The 23799-nt window shown below is 35.9% G+C and carries 15 protein-coding genes; 6 read left to right on the forward strand and 9 right to left on the reverse strand.

Going from position 1 to position 23799, the window contains the following annotated elements; all coding sequences use genetic code 11:
• Positions 1-415: 415 nt before the first annotated feature.
• The 8 genes from FLA105534_RS14900 to FLA105534_RS14935 form a co-directional block, all read right to left on the reverse strand.
• Positions 416-1039: a hypothetical protein gene (locus tag FLA105534_RS14900; protein ID WP_173966912.1), complete on the reverse strand. Its 624-nt coding sequence runs from the start codon at positions 1037-1039 to the stop codon at positions 416-418.
• Positions 1040-1042: 3 nt separating this feature from the next.
• On the reverse strand, positions 1043-2437 hold the full coding sequence (locus tag FLA105534_RS14905; RefSeq protein WP_173966913.1) for a glycoside hydrolase family protein: 1395 nt from the start codon (positions 2435-2437) through the stop codon (positions 1043-1045).
• Between the two features lie 82 nt (positions 2438-2519).
• Positions 2520-3353, reverse strand: a complete 834-nt coding sequence (locus FLA105534_RS14910) for a DUF6625 family protein (RefSeq protein WP_173966914.1) — start codon at positions 3351-3353, stop codon at positions 2520-2522.
• Positions 3354-3502: 149 nt separating this feature from the next.
• Positions 3503-3739, reverse strand: a complete 237-nt coding sequence (locus FLA105534_RS14915) for a DUF3820 family protein (protein WP_173966915.1) — start codon at positions 3737-3739, stop codon at positions 3503-3505.
• Between the two features lie 364 nt (positions 3740-4103).
• Positions 4104-6032, reverse strand: coding sequence for a glucosamine-6-phosphate deaminase (gene nagB, locus FLA105534_RS14920; protein ID WP_173966916.1), 1929 nt, complete (start codon positions 6030-6032; stop codon positions 4104-4106).
• Positions 6033-6064: 32 nt separating this feature from the next.
• On the reverse strand, positions 6065-7438 hold the full coding sequence (locus tag FLA105534_RS14925) for a sugar MFS transporter (RefSeq protein WP_173966917.1): 1374 nt from the start codon (positions 7436-7438) through the stop codon (positions 6065-6067).
• Positions 7439-7623: 185 nt separating this feature from the next.
• Entirely contained in the window at positions 7624-8499 is an 876-nt protein-coding gene (locus FLA105534_RS14930; RefSeq protein ID WP_173966918.1) for a sugar phosphate nucleotidyltransferase, read from the reverse strand.
• A gap of 213 nt (positions 8500-8712) precedes the next feature.
• Entirely contained in the window at positions 8713-9804 is a 1092-nt protein-coding gene (locus FLA105534_RS14935; RefSeq protein ID WP_173966919.1) for a mevalonate kinase family protein, read from the reverse strand.
• 230 nt (positions 9805-10034) lie between these two features.
• Here FLA105534_RS14935 and FLA105534_RS14940 point away from each other — a divergent pair, with 230 nt between their 5' ends.
• Entirely contained in the window at positions 10035-11075 is a 1041-nt protein-coding gene (locus tag FLA105534_RS14940) for a LacI family DNA-binding transcriptional regulator (protein ID WP_173966920.1), read from the forward strand.
• A 662-nt stretch (positions 11076-11737) separates the two neighbouring features.
• Here the strand turns inward: FLA105534_RS14940 and FLA105534_RS14945 are convergent.
• Positions 11738-12376, reverse strand: coding sequence for a sugar-binding protein (locus FLA105534_RS14945; RefSeq protein WP_173966921.1), 639 nt, complete (start codon positions 12374-12376; stop codon positions 11738-11740).
• Between the two features lie 670 nt (positions 12377-13046).
• Here FLA105534_RS14945 and FLA105534_RS14950 point away from each other — a divergent pair.
• The 5 genes from FLA105534_RS14950 to FLA105534_RS14970 all read left to right on the forward strand — a co-directional run bounded on the left by FLA105534_RS14950 (position 13047) and on the right by FLA105534_RS14970 (position 23659).
• Positions 13047-16145: a SusC/RagA family TonB-linked outer membrane protein gene (locus FLA105534_RS14950; protein ID WP_173966922.1), complete on the forward strand. Its 3099-nt coding sequence runs from the start codon at positions 13047-13049 to the stop codon at positions 16143-16145.
• A gap of 35 nt (positions 16146-16180) precedes the next feature.
• Positions 16181-17692, forward strand: coding sequence for a RagB/SusD family nutrient uptake outer membrane protein (locus FLA105534_RS14955; protein WP_173966923.1), 1512 nt, complete (start codon positions 16181-16183; stop codon positions 17690-17692).
• Positions 17693-17841: 149 nt separating this feature from the next.
• Positions 17842-19254, forward strand: coding sequence for an aryl-sulfate sulfotransferase (locus FLA105534_RS14960; RefSeq protein ID WP_173966924.1), 1413 nt, complete (start codon positions 17842-17844; stop codon positions 19252-19254).
• A 293-nt stretch (positions 19255-19547) separates the two neighbouring features.
• Positions 19548-20537 carry a c-type cytochrome gene (locus tag FLA105534_RS14965; protein ID WP_173966925.1) on the forward strand — a complete coding sequence of 330 codons (990 nt, stop codon included), beginning with the start codon at positions 19548-19550 and terminating at the stop codon, positions 20535-20537.
• Positions 20538-20653: 116 nt separating this feature from the next.
• On the forward strand, positions 20654-23659 hold the full coding sequence (locus FLA105534_RS14970; protein ID WP_246253248.1) for a glycoside hydrolase domain-containing protein: 3006 nt from the start codon (positions 20654-20656) through the stop codon (positions 23657-23659).
• Positions 23660-23799 lie beyond the last annotated feature (140 nt).

A 23799-nucleotide genomic window follows, 5' to 3' on the forward strand; every position in this document is an offset into this window, starting at 1 on the left:
TTCTAAAAGTTGATTATTTGCAATTTTAAAATTGCCCTTGTGGTATCAACTTGCTTTTGGAAACTATTACAATTCAATTTCAAATGTAGTAAAACAAACCCGAATAAAAAAGGATTTTTCTTACTTTATTATTCGGGTTTGTTTTATTGAACATTACAGATTTCTTTCACAGATTATACTCTTTAACTAAATCAATTTTCACTGTAACTACTGATTATACAATTCAATAAACTCTAAGATAAAAGCAATACTGTAGGCTACTACTATAGGAACACATATGCAGTAAAAGCTCAACGTTTTACTATTAAAAAAGAGGTCATCTTCAGTGAAAAATTTTAACTTCTCACATACTTTATAAAAAGTCATCCAAAAAATTATCATTAAGAATAAGCCTATCAGATGAATTTTAAAATCTTCATATTGTACTTTCACGGTTCCTTTTTTTCTTCTTAGGATACATACTGTCCATCACTTTTTTAGGCATAACATCTTTTAATCTTTTTCTATATAAAAAAGTGTTAGGGTCTTCCCACCATCTGGTAAGATTAGTGCGCAGATGATAATTAAAAATAAGCAATTCTTCATAACGTCTTTTATAAATCATTTGCTCAATTCGTTTAAATGCATTTTCATCTATTCGATAAGCTCGATAATTTGTACCATATGATGCCCCCCACATAAATTCCGCTGCACTTTGGTCCAAAATATAGCTTTTTTTTAATTGATCTAATCCTGATCGTGCATCCTCTATAAAATGATCTTCAAAACCTATAATATTTAGTTCTTCATCCATTAGCTCATATAGACTATCCAGTTTCTTTTTGTAATCAATTTTAAGAATTTTTTTATCGTAATTGATACTGTCTGAAGACATAAAAGATAATAAACTTAGAGAATCATTATATGGCTTTGGTAGACCAATATCTAACTTAAGTTCTGTAAGATTATTCAAATCTCCTTTAGTACTTCTCTCCTTTTTTATATCTTTCTTACATGATATAAAAAACAACAACAATAATATTAAATACAGATTTTTCATTTCTTATTTTTTTAGTCCCAAATTTTTTAATTCAGCTCTGGCTTGCTCTGGCGTCAATATTCTATCATTTACGAAAGCTTGGGCCTCAAAATATCGTCTATCCATTATTCCTCTCTCTGGGTCTGCATTATAGTAAGCATTTTCAATAGCCTTATTTGCAGCACTAACTCCTCCTGACTTCATACTATTAAGGACTGTGGTTAATATACTATCTGAATTACCTCCACTATTATAAGCCATATCAAATAAAGCAAAATACTGATTTCTACTAAATTTACCTGTCAAATCTAAATTTTCAATTTTCCTATTAAGCATATTTTCAGTTTTGATAATATCACTAGTTAAATAAGAAATTGCCTGATCAAAAGTAATCATTTTAATATCCGAAGCTGTTATAAGTCCAGCATGCAATTTATGCCCAAATCCAATTGTCGCATTACCTTTATCAGAACCATCACTATCATAAACTGTCAATGACAATTGCTCATATAAAGCTATTGCTATTGCCCCATCTACATTAATTTTCATATTAGGTTGGAAAGAGTTCATATAATTATGTTCTTTTTTAACTGGATCCCAATCTGGAATTGATTCTAAAGACATTCCTGCAAAATCAATTTTACTGAAACCATTTACGATTTCCTCTTTTGTAAAAGGAACTAATATCGCTTTTGTACCAGACTGAATTAAACTTGTAAAACCCGATTGACCGTTCGTGCCATAACCTCCACTTCCCATCATAAGCCCCAATATGGATAATCCTCCATTCGTTTCATATGTTATTCCCGGAGGTAAAATGCCAGCTGTCTTAAATTTGTTTACAACTGTTACATTGTTTAGAGGTTCAGCACCAAAAGTACCATACAATGCATCATTGTTAATACGTCCTCCATAGGTTTGCTCATTGTTTAAAAAATTTGTGAGCTTATTCCAAAACATAGGTTCATTTGATACACTATTATTGTTTTCCATAAACTTTAAAATACGTCCTATTTCTAAAGGATTTGTTGTTCTTATTCCGTTTCCTGTAGTTACCCAGTTTGTACCATTCGCTATAGAGTTACTACTATTTCCACCTCCATAACTTCCACTACCATAACTTCCCCCATAATTAGTCGTTCCATAACCATAAGTATTTTGGTTAGACGAAATCGATGGATTACTGTAATCTCCATTAGGAGTAAACAATAATGTTCCTGCTGGTGTAAACTGCGAAGACATCCCTCTATCTGAAGCATAATATCCCATATTTCCAGATCCGCTTCCACCAGTGTAATACGGTTGATTGTAAGGTCCCCAACTCGGAGATGAACCACTACCAGCAATAATCAACTTCATATCTTCAACAGAGATATTCTCTACTAAAGCATCAAAACTCATTTTTCTTAAAGCTTTCATAATCTTTCTTTTTTAATTGGTTTAACAAAAATTACTATGAATATTATTCATTTTGTATTTATTAAAAAATTCAATATAAATGTTAATGTGTGATTCTAATTGGACCTATGTTGTATCTGTTTGGGATTTTCTTTGGGGGAATTTTGGGAGAATATGTTTTTTTAATCCAGAAAAGATGAAACAATAATCCTTCTAATTCATTTTTATAGATAATTCTACCATTTTCGAAAACAACTTCTCCTGTATGTCCTTCTACAATAATAAAATCAAAATGCGTTCTTATCTCTTTAGCAATTTCTGCCGCTTTAACCAAATGAGTAAAACTGACAATCTCAGTTTGAATTTCAAAAATCGATCTTCCCATTGTTAAAGAATCCCACGCGAAGTTGCACTCATCGAAACAATAATGCTTCGGATTTGAAAACACCAGCTTGTAATCTTTACTTTTCATGAAAAAGGTATTCATTTGCACATTATTCCTGTACAATGCAAAACAACCTGTAGTATAATCATGTCTCATACTTATAAAATCATAAGAATTCAACATTTCTTCGGTCAGAAATAATCGGATGTTACCAAATATGACATCAAGGTCACTTTGCGCCCAAAAATCATAACCTTCTATAATTTCCGGAAACAAAAAGCCATAAGCGGGCTTAAAATCGCATAATTTATAGGGGTAATCAATGTTTACAGTAAAACCAAGTTTTTCAGAGGCTGAAACTTTTATTTCATGAAGGGTTTTGAAAACGATGGTGACGTTTTCAGGCTTATTTTCGATTTTCTCCTGATTATCTGTGATGATATAAAAATCAACACTTAGATTAAAAGAACAGGAATGCAAAAAATAAGGGAAATACCAAGGGTATTTTCCGTACCAGCAAGTAAGACTTGCTATTGAAGTAAGTTTTGACATAAAAAAAATATTATAATTCTAAAACATTGACTTGTACACATTAAAAAATTCAGTCTTGAATTCTGTGGTATCAATTTGTTTTTGGAAATTATAATATTTTGTATTCCAAACTTAGATAAAAAAAATCAAACTACAAAGGATTTTTCTTACTATTTTAAAGGTTTAGGATATTGTTTTTTAATATTACGGATCAATTCCTCGAGTCCGTTCAATTTTAGCTCATAAATAAGCGCCAATTGCTGTCCTAGTTCTCCTTTTGGAAATCCCTTGTTGTGGTACCAAACGACATAATATTCTGGTAAATCGATTAAAAAACGGCCTTCGTATTTTCCGAAAGGCATTTTGGTATGGGCTAATTTGATGAGAAGTTTTTTGTCTGGTTCCATTTTTTTATAAAGAAAAAAGAAGCAAGAGGAAAGATTTTCTTTTCTCTTGCTTCTGATTAGTTGCAAAGCTATTAATTTTTTCTTTTGCCACAGATTAAAAAATAGTTTTCAGTCTCAGTTTTTCAGTCTCAGTTTTTCAGTCTCAGTTTTTCAGTCTCAGTTTTCAGTCGCAGTTTACAGTCGCAGGGCCTTAACCTTTTTTTTTAAACGTACTGCCAAACTAACGATTAATAAAAAACAGCTATTAGGGTAAATGATTTCGCCACGAATTCACAAATTATACTTAGAATAATTCATGAATTCGTGGCGAATATTTAAACTTAAAACCTTAGTGCCTTAGCACCTCTGAACCTTAGTCCCTTTTTTAATAATGCCATCTCACGAAAGCTTCCATTGCGGCATAGGTCGCTAAACCTAACTGTTGGTACAAAGCAGCTGTTTCGGCATTTCTGTCTTCGGCTCTTTGCCAAAATTCTCTGGCATCGGTTCCCTGGAAAACAACACCATCTTTTTGAGATTGATGCTTGAAGATTCCGTGGCGTTTTGCCAATACCTGATCCGGGCTCATTGGCACAGCCATCTCTACTTCGTCAATTCCCCATTCCTGCCATGCTCCACGGTACAACCACAACCAGCAATCCTCCATAAATGATTTTGGTTTCAGTGCTTTTACAGCTTCAAAAATAGCGTCCAGACATACTTTATGTGTTCCGTGTGGATCTGCTAAATCTCCTGCAGCGTAAATTTGATGTGGTTTAATTTTTTCAATTAAATCCATCGTTAATTGAATATCTTCTTTCCCAATTGGTTTTTTCTCGATTGTTCCGGTTTCATAGAATGGTAATTCCATAAAATGAATCTGGTCATCCGTTAAACCTACAAAATGACTGGTCGCTCTCGCCTCTCCTTTTCTGATTAATCCTTTGATGTAACGAACCTCAGGAATATCAATTTCGCTGTTCTTTTTATTGGTTAAGAAAGTTGCCGCTTTTTGGTAAATATTGTCTGCTTCGGCACTTTTGATTCCGAATTTTTCATTGTAATCAATTACGAATCTTGCAAAACGCAAAGCTTCATCATCGGCTACTGCAATATTTCCAGAGGTTTGATACGCCACATGCACTTCATGTCCCTGCTCCTGCAAACGCATAAAAGTTCCTCCCATACTGATGATATCATCATCCGGGTGCGGACTGAAAATCAATACTCTTTTTCTGGCAGGCTCTGCTCTTTCAGGACGATTGGTATCATCGGCATTTGGTTTACCTCCCGGCCATCCTGTGATTGTATTTTGTAATTTATTGAATATTTTGATGTTGATATCGTATGCAGGACCTGAATCAGCCAATAAATCACTCATTCCGTTTTCGATATAATCGGCATCGGTAAGCATTAAAATTGGTTTTTTAAGCTGAAGTGCTAATCCTAAAACTGCTTTACGAGTCAATTTATCGGTCCAGATCACTTTTTCTACCAACCATGGTTTGTTGATTCTGGTTAGTTTTGAAGAAGCCTCTTTGTCTAAAACAAAAACAGCATTGTTGTGTTCCTGTAAAAATGAAGCCGGTACACGGTTGGTCACTTCATCTTCTACTGATTTTTTTACAATATTTGCTTTTCCTTCTCCCCAAGCCAGTAAAATTACCTGTTTGGCTTCCATGATCTTTTTAACTCCAAGTGTAATTGCTGTTCTTGGTGTATTACTTAATCCGAAAAAGTCTTTACTTGCTGCTACTCTGGTAATATGATCTAAAGCCACTAAACGTGTTTTAGAGTTTTGTAACGATCCCGATTCATTAAAACCAATATGTCCGTTACCTCCAATTCCAAGAATCTGCAAATCGATTCCGCCAAGTGCTTCTATTTTTGCTTCGTAATCGTGGCAATAATCCGCAATTTGCTCTTTAGTTAAAAGTCCATCCGGAACGTGGTAATTCTCAGGTAAAATATCGACATGATCAAACAACAATTCTTTCATAAAACGAACGTAACTGTTGATTGAATTAGGCTCCATTGGATAATATTCATCCAGGTTAAAACTAATTACATTTTTAAAACTCAAGCCTTCTTCTTTGTGTAAACGTACCAGTTCAGCATATAATCCTTTTGGAGAAGAACCAGTTGCCAGGCCTAAAATACAAGGTTTATTTTCTTTTTGCTTGGATTGAATTAAAGCCGCAATTTCCTGAGCTACTGCTTTTGACGCATCGCCAGAATTTTCAAAAACAACTGTATTGATGTTTTCGAATCGTTTCTCGAACCCCGTTGCTTTGTCGATTTTACTTTTTAACATGATATAGTCTTTTTAATTTTTCTCGTTACACTTTACCAGCTTCGATACTTATGTCCTTTTACTGCATAAAAAAGGATCATTAAATACGATGGTAAGAGCATTAAATAAGCAATTTGATTCCCGCTTTTTGAAATTCCTGCGGTACCGTTTGCGATATTTGATGCATTTATATTTTCTGTGATCATTCCGTAGAATAAAGGAAAAATCGCTCCTCCAATAATTCCCATAATCAATATTGCACTTCCTATTTTAGTATATCCCCCTAAATCCTCTAATGCCATTGGCCAAATTGCCGGCCAGCAAAGTGCATTTGCCAGTCCTAACAATGCTACCAAAAGAATAACAACCGGCAAGCTTGGGATTCCAGGCAGCTGAATCATAATTTTTGGCGAAATCAAAACTATTGCCAATACTAAAATTACACCCAAAACTCCTGACGCTTTCAGGGCTGTTACCTGCGAAAGATATTTTGGGATTAGTGTAATCCCCAATATATATCCCACAACCATTGCCGACATTGTAAATGAAGTCAATTTTAAATAAAAATTCCCTTCGGTTCCATATACTCCTAATTCTTTTCCAAATCCTCCAATAGAGTCTCCTGCTAAAACTTCGGCTGCTAAATACAACATTAAAGTTATTACTCCCAGCACCAATTGCGGACGTCTGAAAGCGTTTCTGATTTGCTTAAAAATACTCAAATGCGCTACATTTCCTTCTTCATCCAGATCAATTTCCGGAAGCGGGGACAGTTTTACCAAAAGTGCTAAAACCATTATAATCAATCCCATATAAAGATAAGGTCTTTGCAATTGTAATGCAAGAGTATTTAAAGCATTTGTTTTGGAAACGCTGTCCAAAAGCGCAATTTTATCTGCCGTAAACTCCTGCATGTTTGACAGTACCAAAGCTGTTAATATCAATGGCGCTACAAAACCTGCCAGTTTATTTGCAATTCCCAGTACACTAATTCTGGCTGCTGCACTTTCTCTTGGGCCAATCACTACTACATAAGGATTGGAAGCCGTTTGCAAAATAGCCAAACCGGTTCCCATGATAAATAAAGCAATTAGAAACAATAAAAAAGTTCGGCTTTCGGCGGCCGGATAAAACATAAATGCTCCGGCTGCAATGATTAATAATCCTAAAGAAATACCATTTTTATAGCCTACTTTCTCAATTACCCAGGATGATGGAATTGCCATTACAAAATAGGCAATATAAAAAGCAAAAGTTACAAAATAAGCCTGAGAAGAAGACAACTCGCACGCTAATTCGAAAAAAGGAATTAAAGGTCCGTTTAACCAGGTGACAAATCCCAATATAAAAAATAATGCGGTCAGAATAATCATCGGAATGATCGAACTCCTCTTTTCTATAGGTATTGCAGTCTCAATTTTTGACATAATTTTATTTGGTTGATAGTTAATAGATTAGTTGTTTTATCCATCTAAAATAACATCAACACTTTTTGCAAATATATTGCAATTTAAACACAACTCAGTGCGTATTTTTTGCAATTTTAAAACAAAAATAGTCTAATAAGTTATACTTATCTGTAAATTAGATATCAATTTTTTGTTAATTTTTTTTAAGCGTTCCAGTCTAAAACCGGATAATGCTGCTTTAAATATTCTTTTACATCGGCAATATCTTCTTTAGCAGTCAGATCCGGAACGTGTTCTGAAAATGGTATCCCCAACGTTGTATTTGGGTTTTCTTTTACGGCATTTAATAATACTGTAGGTAGTTCTTTTTCGTCGCGTTCGGGATGAACAGGGCAATTTTTTAAATGTGTATACAAAGTACTTCCGTTGAACTTAAAAGCATTCATACTTACTCTTATTTTTCCTTCAACGTCTTTATAATCAGCCAAAACATCGGCTGAAGGTTTTTCTAGAATATCCAATAGCTGATTATTCTCATCCAATTTGGCAATAGCAAATCGGGAAATTCTTTCAGAAGGAAATTCCAAAGCCTCACGATCGTAAGCAATAAAAGCGTTTGGACTATTAGTTTCTCTAAGCGCCAATAAAGCAGCTGCTGAATACAAGTTATCACTGTTACAAACTGAATATTGCTGTGTGTTTAATTCCGGAAACTGTTCTACCGCCTGAAACAAAGCATCGGCAGTACCAAATGGTTTAACTCTTCCTTCGGGAATGTACTGAACAGCAAATGAAATATTGAGTCCGTGAAAATCATTATCAGTGTTATGGCTTCCGTAAAATTCTTTAAAAAGCTCACCCTGCTCACCAATGATAATGTAGATGTTTTTATATCCTGCTTTTTTAGCGTTTAGCAAAAGATAATCCAACAAAGGCCTTCCGCTTGCTCCAACTCCTATTAACCCTTTACTTCTTTCATTTGCCTGCGCAATTTCTTCTGCAGATAAATTGTCTGAAATGGCTTCTTTTTTCATGCGTGAGGATGCACCACCCGCAAGAATAACTAAATTGTTATGCATATTTATATATTTTTCATTTTGAATTTCCTTAAATCTATTGGATTAAAATTGTTTAAGGTTTGAAGTTTCATGTTTCAAGTTTCAGGTTTCAGATTTTAGTTCTCGGTCTCAGTTTTCGATCTCAGTTTTCACTGTGTACTGCGACTGAAAACTGCGTATTGCTTCAAGTTTCAGGTCCCCAAAACTCACCTCTCACATTTCACATTTCAAAGCTTAAATCTCCACATTTTCAATAACCCTGACGCCAGGATCAACGGACACGGCATAAGCTTCCAGAGCTCCTGCTTTTAAAATGGCTTCGATAACCAAATCTTCTTTTTCCGGATTTGCGATAACGACAATACTTCCGCCACCACCGGAACCCACAATTTTTGCTCCATAGGCACCTGCACGTAAAGCGGCATTGATCATAGCATCAATACGGGGCACAGTAACTTTTAATAAATCGCGTAAAACCTCATGATGCAGATTCATCAATTCCCCAATTTTTTTAAGATCTAAAACTGGTTTTTCAAACTCTTTTAAAGCTTCTTTGGTATAATGATAATTTTTTAAGGCTGCTTCGAAGAAAGGAATCAATCGGTCCGGCAGACAATTTCGATAGCGGTCCAGATCTTCTACTTCGGAAGCATGCAGATCAAAATCAGGGAAGTTTTGCTTTACAATATCAATTGACATTAAAGCATTTCCTTTTATCTCTCCCAACAAACCGATAGTTTCTTTTGGAACTCCTGAAACTCCAGTAACAAGGCCTTTTAAGTTCGTCCCTATTATTTTATACGAAAAAGGATCTTTGGTATTAATATACACGATATTCCCTACCCCAATGCTAAAATGATCCATCATTCCGCCTGGCTCTCCATGTTCTAAAACTTCAGATTCATAACCTAATTTAGAAATAAACTCGGGAGTAACTTCACGATCAATTCCAAAAGCATCGATTAAAAAACGAATCCATGCCATCAATAAAGCGGAAGAACTCGACGTTCCGGAGTTTATTGGAATATCTCCAGTAATGGTAATGTCGTAGCCAACATTAGGCACACAACCGTATCTGCGCAATACCCGTAAGGACGAAGCAAAATAATCTCTGGGCTCTAATTTGTCGAAAGTGGCATCGATATCAATGATACGAATCTCATTAATATCAATCATATTTAAAACAAATGTTTGAGTTAGGTTTTGTTCGGCAGATAGTTGTATATTTCGATCGATTGCACAGGCGATAACCGGCAATCCTAAATAATCCTGATGGTCTCCGAAGAGGCAGGTTCTGCCCGGGGCTAATGAAGTAATTTTTTTCACTTAAAAATTTTATAATAAAGCACTGTAAAACAATAAATTACAACGCAAATTGGTTAAGGATTTGTTTTATTCTTTTGATTTTGATTCTACGAAACTATAGATTATATTTTTATAAAACAAGAAAAAAAAGAAAAATGTGCTCGAACACACAATTAAAATGTTCTCGAGCACACTAATTAATTCTTACAGGATTTTAAAAAAATTAAATCAAAGTTTCTATATTTGCTTATATGGATAAAAAGTACACCATTAAGGATATAGCAAAAATGGCCGGAGTTTCTAAAGGAACTGTCGACAGGGTTTTGCATAACAGAGGAAAAGTTTCTCCTGCGGCCTTAGATAAAATAAATGAAGTCCTGAACGTCATCAATTATGAGCCGAATTTAATTGCACGAAATTTAAAAAACACAAAGGTTTACAGAATCTGTGTTTTACTTCCCGATCCTGAAATTGATCCCTACTGGCTTCCCTGTGTAAACGGAATCCAGGATGCTATTACCGAATTTAAAGCTTATAGTGTTATTATTGAAACACACTTTTTTAATCCGGAAAGCACCAAATCATTTTTAAGCACCAATGAAGCAATTGTCAAGAAATCGCCTGATGCGGTTTTGATTGCTCCTCTATTCCACAAAGAAACAGTGGGAATCGTAAAACAATACGATGATTTAAACATCATGGTGAATACGTTTAACAACCAGATTGAAGGCGAATCCATTAAAAGTTTTGTTGGACAGGATTTACATAAAAGCGGTCGTGTAGCTGCCAGTTTAATGAATCTGATTTTAACAGAAGGCCAGATTGCCATCATCCATATTGACGAAAGCCTTAAAAATGCTGTGCACATGCAGGAAAAGGAAAAGGGTTTCAGAAGTTATTTTGATGAGAAAAAAATCCGCAGCTTTTCACTGACTACTCTAAAATTAAAACATCCGAATGTTGAAACTAAATTTTCTGCATTTTTAGACGAAAATCCAAATCTGAAAGGAATTTTTATCACCACCTCAAAAGCTTATCAAATTGCCTCTATTCTGTCTTCTGTTCAAAATAAAAAGATTGCGATTATTGGGTACGATTTAGTAGAGAAAAATGTCAACTTTTTAAATCAGGGACTGGTTCATTTCTTAATTCATCAAAATCAAAAGAGACAGGCTTATTTAGGTGTTAGTACTTTGGTGGAGCACTTTTTATTCCGAAAAGATATTCCGGAAACCATTTTACTACCCATCGATATTATTAACGTTGAGAATGCTTCTTTTTACGTTTCTTAAAATTTGCAGCGTTTTGTTACACATAGCCTCACCAAGCTCACACAGAGATACACAAAAAATGACTTAAAAAAACTCTGCAGGAAAAAGCATTTCGCAGAGTTCCTTCAAAGTATTGATCTATTTCAAAAAGTCACAAAACAAGCAAAAAATCCGTATTAATCCGCGTCTTCGCAAAGCGAATCAGTACCATCCGTGTACTATTACGTTTGCCTTATTGAATCTTTGTTTTTTCACGTAGATTTGACAGATTTAAGCAGATTTACGCGGATATTTTTTAATCAAACTAATGATCCTAGCTAGGCTGCAAGGTTTTTTGGTATCGATTCTTTACTGTTTGTTTTTCCAGTAGATCTGACAGATTTTACAGATCTTTCTTAATCTAAAACAATATAAACCTGCTGAAACAAAACTTCGTAATGCAAAAATTCCATAGGAACGAAACATACAAATAAAAACAATAAGCATCACGCATAAAAAAGTTTGCGACCTAGCGCCTTTGCGAGATTGTTTCTAAAATTCAACTTATCCTTAAAAATTTAAATTAACCGTCACAAGACTCCTGGCCCCAAAGCCTAAATACACAAAAAATGTAAAAAAACTTCATGAAGCTTTGTGATTCCTTCGTGAATCTTTGTGGAAAAACCATCTTACTTCAGAAGCCACTACTCCATCAAGATAAATTTCCCAAAAGAAGAAGCAATATGAAAATTAGGTGTTTCAGTATTAGGATTTACCCACGAAATCCAGGTAGGTTCGTATTCCTGATTTATATTCTGAGCAAATTTCGCTCTAAAAACCCCTGCTTCAATAGTGTTGTTCTGTATTAAATTCAAATCTTTTAGTGATTGAATACTAATTCGACCTTCGACAGTGAAAGAGATCGCATCTTTTGAAGTCGTGATTTCTAAATCTTTTTTAGGCCATTTCCAATCAAAATCAAAGTCTTTATCGGGACGTGCTTTAAAATCCATTACACGTCCAGCTGTGTCGATTTCTAAACAATAATACGGATCTAAAGATTCATTAGTCCTAAAAAATAATTCTACACGATCTGAATTTCTGATACTATCAAAACTATGGTCTTTTTGATCCAAATAAATATGAACATCAAAAACCCTGAATTTAAAAAAGAGATTTTCGAGATCCCAAAAAGCTCTGAATTCTATTTTTGAAAATGAATCACTTTTCCATGCGGAGCAAAAATCAGTGAGGCAATTTGCATTTTCCCAAAAAGAAACAACAGAATCTTCTATGCCCTTTTTCTGTCTCTTATCTCGTAAAACTACCTGATATTCTTTCACTATAATTGATTTTTATTTTTGTTAATTTTTTAACATTTCAGATTCTGAAGATTGCTCCAATCGGCATCTTTTTTTTGTTTTTTGTGAATTACGAATGTAGGTTAAAATTTAATAAAAGAAAACACGGCACTTTTCAGAATAAATACATAAGAACGGCCTTTATTTCTTTCTAAAAATACCAAACCATCACTAACAAATCTGTTGCCATTTTAACACAAATAGCACAACAAAATAGTATTTAATACTAAAATACATCAAAAAACAATTACTCTTTTACTTCTTAGTAATTCAACAATAACCACACGAATTTAAGTAAAAAAAAATGTTTTGCACAAAAAAATGTGCTCGAGAACACAAATTTTGTGTGTTCGAGCACATTTTTCTTTTTTTTTCTTGTTTTATAAAAATATAATCTATAGTTTCGTTAGATCATAATCTTAAAAATAAGTTAATTACAAGATTTTTTAATGGTTTTTCTTGGTTCTAAAAAACAGAAAAACCACAAGAAATAGCCCCATACAAAAAGATTAAAATAGAACGGCCATTGTTTTTTAGCCATTTCGTCAGAAGATAAATTACAACCTAAAAAAAGTTATCTCATAAAAAAAAGAAGTCTAAAGCTTACAAACGAAAAAAAACAAATAAACATTAACCAAACCCAATTTTAAGTATGAAATTATTAACCCAAAAAAGACCCGGAGATTTGAGGCTAAAAAATCTTACCGGTACAGAGATTAAACTCACACTTTTTTTAGTATTTGTTTTTACAGTTCAGGTTTCAGCGACCTCAGCCGTAAGAATAAATCGCAGAACTGATATTGCATTCTTTTTTGAAAAAACAGTGAAGGGTAAAGTAACAGATCAAAACGGACTTCCGATAGCCGGAGCAAATGTTGTTGTAAAAGGAAGCCATACCGGAGTGCAAACTGATACAGATGGAAGTTTTGCTATTACTGTTGCAGACAATGTGACCAAACTTATCGTTTCATACATTGGTATGGAAGATCAGGAAATAACTATTGGAACCTCGCCTTTAAAAATCGTTATGAAAGAGGTAGGACAAAAATTAGAGGAAATAGTTATTGGATACGGAAAAGCCAAGAAAAAAGACCTTACCGGTTCTGTAAGTTCTATTGGCAAAGACAATTTGAATTTAGGAGGTACCATCTCCAATGTTGGTCAGGCCTTACAAGGTCGTGCTTCCGGAGTTCAGGTACAGCAAAACAGCTACGCTCCCGGGACAAATCCTTCTATTGTAATTAGGGGCGGAAATTCCCTTAATAACTCTAATTCTCCTCTATATGTTGTAGACGGTTTCATCACTAGTACCGGAGCCTCAATAAGTCCAAACGATATTGAGAACATTCAGATCTTAAAAGATGCTTCTTCTACTGCGATTTATGGTTCAAGAGGAGCGAATGGTGTTATCCTGATTACAACCAAAAAAGGAAAATTAGGAAAAATGCAGATAGAAGCCGAAATCTCAGATGGTTTTCAAAGCATCATTAAAGAACCTTCTCTTATAAACGGACAACAATATGCCGACATCCAAAATGCAATTGCAAGAGAAAATGGAAGACCTCCTGTTTTTTCTTCTGATTTTCCTATTGCAAATACCAACTGGTTTAAGGCAGCAACACGTCCCGGAGAAGTAATAAACAGAACCATTACTTTTAGCGGAAGTGATAAAACATCTAAATTTTTTCTTTCGGGAAACTATATCAAACAAACCGGAGCTATCGAAAATACCGATTTTAAAAGATACAGTGTAAGAATGGGTGGCGAAAAAAGATTTAATGACCGTTTAAATGTAGGTACTAATATTTACGGGGCCGCCAGCGAAGGAAACAACAGCGATTTTGGAGATAACATTTTATCCCCAATGTTTTCTATTCAGACTGCTCCACCTACCATTCCGATATATAATGCTGATGGTTCTTATTACAAATTTCAAGGAAAAGATAATGCTTTAGCACTTTTATTAGAACCTACAGATCATATCATAAACAGATTGGTTAACGGGAATATGTTTTTGGACTATGAGATCATTAAAGGGCTAACCTATCACTTTGGTGCAGGTGCTGAATGGCAGGAAAACATCGAAGGAAAATATACTCCAAGAACACTAGTAGCGGGAGCAGCTTTGAAGGGATCCGGTTCTGAGGAAAACAAAACCTATTTTAGATGGAGTACTGATCAATATCTGACTTATAAATTCAATATAAACGAACATTCTATAAGTGCCATGATTGGAACTTCTAATCAGAAAGACACTTATGAATTTTTAAAAGCGGCAGGGACAGGCTTTTCTAACGATGTGTTGACCTATCACAATCTTGATGCCGCAGCAGTTTATTTGAAACCCGAAACAGAAAAAATCGAAACAAAGCTGACTTCTTATTTCGGAAGGCTAAATTATTCTTTTAACGACCGATACCTGGCTGCTTTTACCCTAAGAAGGGACGGCTCATCTCGTTTTGGAAGCAATAATTCCTATGGTACTTTCCCATCGGGAGCCGTAGCCTGGAAAATATCGAACGAGTCTTTTATGCAAAACTCCAAAACGATCTCCGATCTTAAATTAAGAGTGAGTTATGGTGTTACGGGGGCAGACGGTATTGGAGATTATGCTTTTATGCCTACTTTAAAAGCCTGGGGAGTAACGATTGGAGATGGAAATTTTTCTAATGGTACTGAACCTGCCAACTTAGCCAACAAAGATTTAAAATGGGAACAAACTACTCAGACCGATATTGGTTTAGATATGGGACTTTTTAATGACAGAATAACGGCCACAATCGATGTCTATAAAAAGAGAACTACCGATGCACTTCTTAAAGTTCCTATTGGTGGCTGGTGGGGCTTTAATACCCAAACCATCAACTCCGGAGTTATTGACAATAGAGGTATTGAATTAGGCATTACAAGTACCAATTTCAGAAACGATCGTTTCTTGTGGACTACCTCATTAAATGTTGCTTACAATAAGCAAGAAGTAGTTTCTCTTGCCGATAATGTTGCTATCATCAGTCAAAACACCTCTAACCCAAGCGGAACTGTTTCGGGACGAGAATTTACAAGACTGGAACCGGGCAAAGAAATGGGGGTACTATATGGTTTTAAATATGCCGGAGTCATCAAAACGGGAGAGGTATATGCTCCGCAGCCCTTGTCTAAACCGGGAGATCCAAAATACGAGGATTTAGATGGTGATGGTGCAATAACAGCAGCCGATAGAACTTATTTAGGCAATTCAACACCTCATTATACCCTTGGATTTAACAATGATTTTAAAATTGGAAACTTCGATCTAAATATCTTTTTTCAAGGAGCTTTTGATTATTCGGTTTACAACATGACCAAAATGGTTGGGGAATCAACAACAAGTACCGACGCATTAAATCGATGGGTTGCCGGTACCAATGAAAATACTGATGTTCCAAGAGACGGCTATTACAAAAGCACTTATGGCAGTTATGTCAATTCAAAATTTGTCGAGGAAGCCTCTTATCTGCGCCTAAAAAATCTCTCTATTGGATACTCTATTCCTGAAAGTGTTTTGAAACAGGTTAAATTCATTGATAATATCAGAGTGTATGCCATCGGACAAAACCTGCTGACTATTACAAAATATTCAGGAAACGATCCCGAGGTTAATGGACATTTCACTAACGATACTACCAAACAAAACTTAGGAGGAGGAATCGATTTTAATTCATTCCCGGCTTCACGAACCATCATTTTGGGTATTAAGGTTGCCATTCATTAGTCAAAAAGTTTTTTAGTAACATAAAATTTATTAAAATGAAAAAATATACAATTATATTCCTCTTACTGACAGCCGGTTTGCAATTTTCATGCAATGAGGACCTTGATCCTACCGTGTATAGCAGTTTGACCGATACAAATGGATTCCAAACCAAATCGGATGCTATTGCTTCTATTAATTCTATTTACGGAAGATTAAAAGGTCCTTCCGTGGGAGACAACTTTTCGTATTGGGCCACACGACATTTTGCTTTAACAGATATCGCTACAGATTTAGGTCATTGCCAATACGGTGGTGATCCGGGACAATTATCTCTGGGACTATGGAATTCTGCCAACGGTCTGCTTCTGGAAGACTGGAATGCCATGTACAAATTGGTGGCGAACGCTAATTTTGCTATTTTTAATATTACCAAAATGAGCGGTATCACGGACGCAGAACGAACTCAGTTTGTAGCCGAAGCTAAATTTTTAAGAGCTTCTGCTTACATGGATCTAACAGATGCATGGGGACCTGTTATCCTCGTAACAGAAGCCAACTTAGACAATCCAAACTATCTGGAGCAAACACCGCCTTCTTCTGTTGAAACTATAGAAGCGCTTTTAATTAAAGATTTGAATGATATTGCTGCCGTTTTACCCGTTAACTACAAGAAAAATGCAATTTATGAAAGTAATGACGTAGGACGTGCTACAAAAGGCGCTGCCTTAACGCTATTGGCAAAATTGTATTTACGAAATCATGACTGGCAAAAAGTAGCCACTCTTACACAACAAGTCATGAACCTCAACGAATACAGCCTGTTCCCTACTTATTTAGGACTTTTTAAAGAAAGTAACAAATGGTGCAGTGAAAACATCTTTTCTTCCCTTAGTGATGCCAATGTAAACGGAACCGAACTTTTGAACCATTTTGGCCCGATAGACCATCCCGTTGTTGAAAACAGATGGCAGTATTATACCGTAAACTGGGATTTTTACAACACTTTTGGTAATGAAGATGATCGAAAAAAATGTTTCTTCCCGGAATTTATGGGTACTGATAAATTGCTGCACAAACAAGCGCCTTCCTTAGGAGCCCAGCCACCAAAAGGAGAATTCTATATGCCTGATGTGTCGACGAGAAAATATGCCGACGATGAAACTACTACATATTATGACGGTCACAGTGTAAACATATTGCGTTATGCAGATGTATTGTTAAGCAGAGCCGAAGCCTTAAACGAGATAAACGGTCCAACTGCAGAAGCCATAGACCTTATCAATCAGGTAAAAGGAAGATCCCATGCCAAACTGCTGGTTATATCAGATTACAATAAATCTTCCTTAAGAGATGCTATTTTACAGGAAAGAGGATGGGAATTATTCTATGAAGGAAAACGTCGTCAGGACTTAATCCGAATGAATAAATTTGATGTTCTGGTAAACGCCTATCATGTAAGAGTTGGAGAAACCGCACCTATCACCATGCCTAAAAATAAGTATTATACCTATCCGCAAAGTCAGGTGGACTTAAACCCTAACCTGAGTAACGCCGACAGACAATAAAAAATCAGATCAGGAACAGGCAGGTATTTCAAAACCTGCTGTTCCTGATTTTTAGCCCTAAAGAAGTTAAGCTGATTATACTGGATGTTTTTTAATAATTTTAATACCAAGAGTATAACTTTTCTGTCTCATAAAAAGAAGCCTTTCAGATGATTAAAAATATAATAGTAAAAGGAGTTTTTATTTGGATATTGCTTACAATCGCAAGCTGTTCTAAAAATCAGGTCAATCCGATCAAGAACATCACTATTGGCACTCATGGTAACAACGAATTGAAAATTCAAATCGATGTCACTACGAATGAAAATGTTCAGGTCTATGCCCAATACTGGTCTGATCAGAAAGGAATAAAATACAAAATAACCTCTCCAATTTCAAAAACAGGCAGCTCCCATTCTTTGGTCTTTTGCAACATCACTCCTGAGACAAATTATAGTTTTCAATTGATAACGGGCAACGGACAGGAAAAAGACAGCAGCAAAGTATATACCTTCAAATCCCGAAAATTGCCGGAATGGCTGCAGAAACAATTCAAAGCAAACTGCCCCAAACCCGAACTGGTACCGGAAAATTTCAAAAAAGGATTTATGCTACTAGCCAAAAGAGAAACACCGGGAGTCGCTTATATTGTAGATTATAAAGGCAATTTAAGATGGTACCATACCGTTGAAGGAACGGGGTTTAAAGTGACTCATTTTACCAAAGAGCAAAGCATTATCGCCATTCTGGGGAAAAATGATGAGCCTACAAGTTACGGAAGTGAGATTCTGGAAATCAATTTACAAGGAGATACCTTAACCCATATCAAAAAAGGACAGGGCGATCTGAAACAGGTGATTCATCACGAAATCATCAAAAAATCGGCCAATGAAATTGTCACTTTATTTGTCGATCAAAGAATAACCGATCTAAGTTCTATTGGCGGAAAACAAAAAGACACGATTAATGGAGACGGGATTCTGATTCTGGATCGAAAAGGAAAACAGCTTTGGAAATGGAGCGTTTTTGATGATTTAGATCCCATGAAAGATAAAAAACTACTCCAAACCAAGAAAGACTGGATGCATGCCAACAGTTTAAACTATGATAAAGATGGTAATTTCCTGATCTCGTTTTACAACAACGGTCAAATCTGGAAAATAGATGCCAAAACCGGAAAGGTACTCTGGAAATTAGGAAGAGGTGGAAATCTTAAAATGTCGCAAGACAGCGATTTCTCTCAGGCACACGCCGCCCACATCAATCCTGAAGGCAATCTGATGTTTTTTGATAACGGAGTCGATAAAAAGCAATCTTCTGTTTTTGCACTAAAAGTAGATGAAAAAGGTAAAACTGTAAAACTGGATTTCCACATACTATTGCCAAAAGACGTTTACAACGACAGAATGGGAAGTGCTTATATGATAAACAAAGAACTTATTTTGGCTTGTTGTTCCAAAAGACATATTACGGTTTTAACCAATAAAAAAGGAGTTTTATTATGGGCATTAGAATCTGAAATTCCGCCTTATCGGGTGCAATTCATTCCCGAAGAAAACTTAAAACCATTTCTATTGAATTGAAGGTACGATCTTGTTGGAAATGACAATACAAGACGTTAAGACTAAAAAAATTATAAACACATAGAGACATAGATTTTTAGGTGCAAAAAAGAAAACCATTAGAAACTCATTTCTTTCACATAGTTGGCTTTGTACATTTTAAATAAGTGAAACGCCTTTTTTAAGTAAACAGAAGCTATGTTTCTATGTATTAAAATAACTGGAACCAGCTGGTTAATACTATAAAAAAGGAACAGGCTCATCTCAAGGCTTTGGGATTGTTGGGATACAAAACAGGTTAAAAATTTTACGACATGAAAAAAACAATTCTTATCGGACTTTTTTCAGCATTGCCAATTGTCGTTTTCAATTCGTGCAATACCTCTAATTCGCAGACATTAGCAAACAAAACTGCTGATGATGATTCGTATATTACCATTGACACCTCAAAAATTCCGGACGATCCATTTGGAGAATCAGTTCGTTATGGCAGAGAATTAATGCTAAAAACAGCGTATTACATTGGTCCAAACGGAATCAAAGGAAAATACTTAGGCAACAAGATGAATTGTACCAACTGCCACCAGGATGCAGGAACAAAACCTTATGCCTTTAATTTAATGTCCTCACACGACAATTATCCACAATATCGCGGACGTGAAAATAAGGTTCTTACTCTGGCCGAAAGGGTCAACAATTGTATCATGCGTCCACATTCCGGGAAACCACTTCCACTCGACAGCAAAGAAATGGTTGCTTTTTTATCGTACTTCAAATGGATCAGCAAATTTGTTCCGAAAGATGGTGATTTCAAAGGAGCCAAAAACCTCGAAATTGAATTTCCGGATGTAGCCGCAAGTCCTGAAAGAGGGAAAGCACTCTTTATCGAAAATTGTGCCCGCTGCCACGGAAACAACGGAGAAGGTCAGTACAATGCCGATAAATCCGGTTACACCTACCCGCCTCTTTGGGGGCAATACGGATATCAGCCGGGTTCAAGTATGCACAGAGTCATCAAACAGGCACAATGGCTAAAAAGCAATATGCCGTATGATAAAGTCAGCCCCGGAAAACCGTATCTTACTGACTTGCAGGTACTCGATATTGCGGCCTATGTAAATGATGATTCCGTACACGACAGACCCAATCCTAAAACATTTGATTATCCCAATAAAATGGGCAAACCTATTGATTATGCACACAGCCCTTTTAGTGATAACTTCTCAGAACAACAACATAAATACGGACCTTACAAACCCATAATCGCCTACTGGAAAAAAAATGGCTGGAAAGCAGTATATTAGTATGGTTAATCGGTTAACTGTTTAATCGTTTAATTGTTTATGGTTTGTTGTTTATTGTCCAAACCCCATAACTAATAACTCAAAACCCACAACTCACAACTCACATAATAAAAGCAATGAAAACAAACCTAAAAAACAAACCCATTTTGAGTAGACTATTCATTCTATGCCTATTCGTTTTCAGTATTTCATTAACTGCGCAAATAAAATACTCAGACGGTAACGACAGCTGGAACCCTAACTTACTGGGGAATCACAGAGTTGTAGTAGCCTTTAACGGTACGGGAGATGTTGCCAAAACCACCATCGAATGGCGCAGAAGAGACGAAAAACCCGAACTGAAAAAAATCATTGTTCAGGATGCTTCTGGCAAAACTATTGAAAACATAAAAACAACTGACATCAATAGAGAAAAGGGCACTATTTTCTTTGAACCCGTTTCAGGAAAAGGAACTTATTATGTGTATTACCTGCCATACATTGACGAAGGTGATGCCAATTATCCAAAAGGTGTATATGCCAAACCCGAAGATAAAGCAGCAGCAACCTGGCTTGCTAAAATCAAATCCAATTTAACTGACAATTGTACGGTTACCGAAATTCAGAGTGTAAATGCTTTCAACAGTTTTTACCCAATGGAAGTAATCGCAACTGCGGCAGAAACGAAAGATATTATCGCCAAAAATAGCGGCAGTTCCTTCCTGGTTTTCCCGGAAGACCGCTTGTATTCTATCCGAATGAAAAATGATTTGCCACAAAGATGGATTCAGAAAGGAGTTGAAAACACTTTTTCGGACACGGCGTTAAGAGGCGAATATCTGGCCTTTCAATTGGGTGTTTATGCTTTGCAGAATCTTGACAACGTAAAAGTTACCTTTTCAAATCTAATCAGTTCTACAGGAGCCATCATCGAATCTAAAGAGATCAATTGCATCAATACTGACGGGACTAAATACGATGGATCGTTTTTTGCCAATACAGTTTCAGTTTCAAAAGGAAAAATACAGGCCTTGTGGTGCGGAATCGATGTTCCCCAAACTGCTGCTGCCGGAACCTATAGTGGAAAAGCTATCGTAACTGCCGACGGAAAGTCGAAAGAAATTGTACTTCAGATCAAAGTAACGAATGAAATTACGCAAAACGGCGGCATCGATTCTCCCGAGAAAATGACACGTCTAAAATGGTTAAACTCTACTTTAGCGCAGGAGAATACGGTTATTGCTCCTTACACTCCATTAACTGTAAAAGATACAGAAATCTCCTTATTGGGCAGAAAAGTAATTTTGGGTTCCAATGGTTTTCCAACACAAATTCAAACTTATTTCACACCCGAAATGACAACAGTTGGTTCAAAAGCCAATGACATTTTAAGTTCTCCGTTGGCTTTTCATTTTTTGGATGCCACAGGAAAAGAATCTCTACAGTGGAAAAACACAGGCCTTAAATTTCTGAAAAAAGAAAGCGGAACCGTTTCCTGGGAAAGTATTTCTACATCAAAATCACTTGAAATGGATGTACATGCTTCCTTAGAATTTGATGGTTTTTTAACGTACACCGTAAAAATCACGGCACTTGAAGATGCAGTATTTAATGATATCAATTTCCAAATGCCAATTCAGCCCTCTTCTGCAAAATACATGATGGGATTAGGTCAAAAAGGAGGCGATCGTCCTGCCAATTTTGACTGGAAATGGGATGTTGCGCACAAAAATCAGGATGGGGCTTGGATTGGAAATGTAAATTCAGGATTGCAATTTTCTTTACGCGACGAAAAATACAGCCGTCCGTTAAACACCAATTTTTACTTGCAAAAACCTTTATTGCTTCCAACTTCCTGGGGGAACGAAAATAAAGGAGGAATTACCATCACTCCCAATCCAAAATCGGTTTTGGTGAATGCGTACAGCGGAGCCCGAAACATGAAAAAAGGAGATATTTTGTATTATAATTTCAATTTACTAATCACCCCTTTTCATGCTCTAAACACCGATTTTCAGTGGGATACTAAGTTTTATCACAAATACAGTGATATCGATACAATTGCAAAAACCGGGGCAACAGTAATCAACATTCACCATGCCAACGCCATCAATCCTTATATCAACTATCCTTTCATTGAATTTAAAAAAATGAAAAGTTATATCGATGAAGCACATGAAAAAGGACTAAAAGTAAAAATCTACAATACCGTTAGAGAAGTTTCAAACAAAGCTTACGAGACTTTTGCGTTAAGAAGTTTAGGACATGAAATTTACTCTCCGGGTAAAGGAGGCGGATTCTCCTGGCTGCAGGAACATGTGGGAGACGATTATATTGCAGCCTGGTTTGTACCTGAAATTAAAGACGCTGCCATTGTAAACAGCGGAATGAACCGTTGGCACAACTATTATGTAGAAGGAATGAACTGGCTGACACAAAATGTGGGCATCGATGGCGTTTATCTCGATGATGTTGCTTTTGACAGAATTACCATGAAACGAATCAAAAGAGTCCTTACCAAAGACGGGCATCCAGGAATTATTGACCTCCACAGTGCTAATCAATACAACAAAAGTGACGGATTTAACAACAGTGCCAATTTGTATATGGAACATTTTCCGTACATCAACAAACTGTGGTTTGGAGAATATTTTGACTACGAAAAAAACAATCCTGACTTTTTCCTGACGGAAGTAAGCGGAATCCCTTTTGGATTGATGGGTGAAATGCTACAGGACGGAGGAAATCCGTGGAGAGGAATGGTGTACGGAATGACCAACAGAATGCCATGGAGCCACAATGCAGACCCAAGACCGGTATGGAAATTATGGGATACTTTTGGAATTAAAGGTTCGGAAATGATTGGCTACTGGAGCGAAAACTGTCCGGTAAAAACATCAAACGATAAAGTGCTGGCGACGGTTTACAAAAAAAACGGAACTGCTTTAATCTCTATCGCAAGCTGGGCTGATACTGATGTAAAAGTGAAATTAATTATCGACTGGAAAAAATTAGGAATCAATCCGGCAAAAGCCACTATTACGGCACCTGAAGTATTGAATTTCCAACCGGCACAAACTTTTACGGTAAAAGATGAATTACCGGTATCAAAAGGAAAAGGCTGGTTGTTGATCGTAAAATAACGTCCATTTTATAAAGATTACACACCTTGGTTTGTCATTTCTGTAAAGGTTAGATATTTCGGTAACAAAATTTAACTTTAATAAATTTTGTTGCGATGAGAAATAATAGTCAAGATTCCACTTTAGAACGAAACTATTTA

This window comes from Flavobacterium collinsii (assembly GCF_902804485.1).
GTDB classification, from domain to species: domain Bacteria; phylum Bacteroidota; class Bacteroidia; order Flavobacteriales; family Flavobacteriaceae; genus Flavobacterium; species Flavobacterium collinsii.

Bases quoted from the DNA above. Each gene is read 5' to 3' on its own strand.
- FLA105534_RS14900 (WP_173966912.1), bottom strand. From the start codon at position 1,039: ATGAAAAATCTGTATTTAATATTATTGTTGTTGTTTTTTATATCATGT.
- FLA105534_RS14905 (WP_173966913.1), bottom strand. From the start codon at position 2,437: ATGAAAGCTTTAAGAAAAATGAGTTTTGATGCTTTAGTAGAGAATATC.
- FLA105534_RS14910 (WP_173966914.1), bottom strand. From the start codon at position 3,353: ATGTCAAAACTTACTTCAATAGCAAGTCTTACTTGCTGGTACGGAAAA.
- FLA105534_RS14915 (WP_173966915.1), bottom strand. From the start codon at position 3,739: ATGGAACCAGACAAAAAACTTCTCATCAAATTAGCCCATACCAAAATG.
- nagB (WP_173966916.1), bottom strand. From the start codon at position 6,032: ATGTTAAAAAGTAAAATCGACAAAGCAACGGGGTTCGAGAAACGATTC.
- FLA105534_RS14925 (WP_173966917.1), bottom strand. From the start codon at position 7,438: ATGTCAAAAATTGAGACTGCAATACCTATAGAAAAGAGGAGTTCGATC.
- FLA105534_RS14930 (WP_173966918.1), bottom strand. From the start codon at position 8,499: ATGCATAACAATTTAGTTATTCTTGCGGGTGGTGCATCCTCACGCATG.
- FLA105534_RS14940 (WP_173966920.1), top strand. From the start codon at position 10,035: ATGGATAAAAAGTACACCATTAAGGATATAGCAAAAATGGCCGGAGTT.
- FLA105534_RS14950 (WP_173966922.1), top strand. From the start codon at position 13,047: ATGAAATTATTAACCCAAAAAAGACCCGGAGATTTGAGGCTAAAAAAT.
- FLA105534_RS14955 (WP_173966923.1), top strand. From the start codon at position 16,181: ATGAAAAAATATACAATTATATTCCTCTTACTGACAGCCGGTTTGCAA.
- FLA105534_RS14960 (WP_173966924.1), top strand. From the start codon at position 17,842: ATGATTAAAAATATAATAGTAAAAGGAGTTTTTATTTGGATATTGCTT.
- FLA105534_RS14965 (WP_173966925.1), top strand. From the start codon at position 19,548: ATGAAAAAAACAATTCTTATCGGACTTTTTTCAGCATTGCCAATTGTC.
- FLA105534_RS14970 (WP_246253248.1), top strand. From the start codon at position 20,654: ATGAAAACAAACCTAAAAAACAAACCCATTTTGAGTAGACTATTCATT.